Genomic DNA, 1,435 nt, shown 5'->3' with positions numbered 1-1,435 from the left:
GGGTGCTCCGGAAGGTGGTCGGCGCTCACTGTGCGACTCCATTCGGGGTGGTTCCGGCGGCATTGGTAAGTGCCGCGCCGGAGAGGTGCGGGTACAGCGGAAATTTTTCGGCCAGGATGGTGACGCGGTCGCGAAGCAACACGGCGGACTCTTCACTGAGCTCGCCCTTGATGGCTTCGGCGATGATGTCGGCAACCTCGGTGAATTCGGCCGGGCCGAAGCCGCGGGTGGCCAGGGCCGGGGTGCCGATGCGCAGCCCGGAGGAGACCATGGGCGGGCGGGGGTCAAAGGGGACCGCGTTGCGGTTGACGGTGATGCCGATCCGGTGCAATCTGTCCTCACCCTGCTGCCCATCCAGTTCGGAGTTGCGCAGATCCACCAGGACCAGGTGCACGTCGGTGCCACCGCCCACCACGGAGATTCCATACTCGGCAACATCGGGAGCGAGCAGGCGCTCAGCGAGAATTTTAGCGCCCTCCAGAGTGCGTGCCTGGCGGTTCTTGAAGGTCTCGGAGGCGGCGATCTTGAAGGACACGGCCTTCGCCGCGATCACATGTTCCAGCGGCCCTCCCTGCTGGCCCGGGAACACCGCGGAGTTGATCTTCCGTACCAGCGATTCCTTGCTGAGGATGACACCCCCACGCGGTCCGCCCAGGGTCTTGTGCGTGGTGGTGGTGACGACATCGGCGTGCGGCACCGGGTTCGGGTGCAGGCCGGCGGCCACGAGCCCGGCAAAGTGGGCCATGTCCACCATCAGGTAGGCGCCCACCAGATCCGCGATGCGGCGGAACTCGGCAAAGTCGAGTTGGCGTGTGTAGGCTGACCAGCCGGCCACGATCAACTTGGGCCGATGCTCCAGCGCCAGCGCCTCAACTTCGGCCATGTCCACCGTCATGTCGGACTCGCGAACATGGTACGGGACCACGTTGTACAGCTTGCCGGAGAAGTTGATGCGCATCCCGTGGGTCAGGTGCCCGCCATGGGCCAGGTCCAGTCCCATGATGGTGTCGCCCGGGTCCAACAGTGCGAACATGGCGGCAGCGTTGGCCTGAGCGCCGGAGTGTGGCTGGACGTTGGCGGCCTCGGCACCAAACAGGGCCTTGACCCTGTCGATGGCCAGCTGCTCAATCACGTCAACGTGCTCGCAGCCGCCATAGTACCGCTTGCCCGGGAGGCCCTCAGCATATTTGTTGGTCAACACCGAGCCTTGGGCTTCCATGACTGCGATGGGTGCAAAGTTCTCGGAGGCGATCATCTCAAGCGTCGACTGCTGGCGCAGAAGTTCGGCCGTGATGGCAGCAGCAACTTCGGCGTCGGCGCCTGCCAGGGTTTCGTCAAGGGTGAACGTCATCGTTATTCCTTCGTAATGTCGCTTTGTATGCAACTGAGTTGCGGTGAATGCAACATTAGGGATGGATGTGACGTACGTCAATAG

Annotated in this window: 1 protein-coding gene; it reads right to left on the bottom strand. The window is 63.6% G+C overall.

Going from position 1 to position 1,435, the window contains the following annotated elements:
- Window positions 1-25: 25 nt before the first annotated feature.
- On the bottom strand, window positions 26-1,351 hold the full coding sequence (glyA, locus tag ACT3TS_RS19635; RefSeq protein ID WP_444533211.1) for a serine hydroxymethyltransferase: 1,326 nt from the start codon (window positions 1,349-1,351) through the stop codon (window positions 26-28).
- Between the last annotated feature and the right edge of the window lie 84 nt (window positions 1,352-1,435).

It is taken from the genome of Specibacter sp. AOP5-B1-6, assembly GCF_052376555.1.
In the GTDB taxonomy this organism is placed as follows: domain Bacteria; phylum Actinomycetota; class Actinomycetes; order Actinomycetales; family Micrococcaceae; genus Specibacter.
This window is presented reverse-complemented; position numbering and strand designations above follow the sequence as displayed.

Coding starts and splice junctions, on each gene's coding strand:
- glyA (WP_444533211.1), bottom strand. CDS start 1,351: ATGACGTTCACCCTTGACGAAACCCTGGCAGGCGCCGACGCCGAAGTT.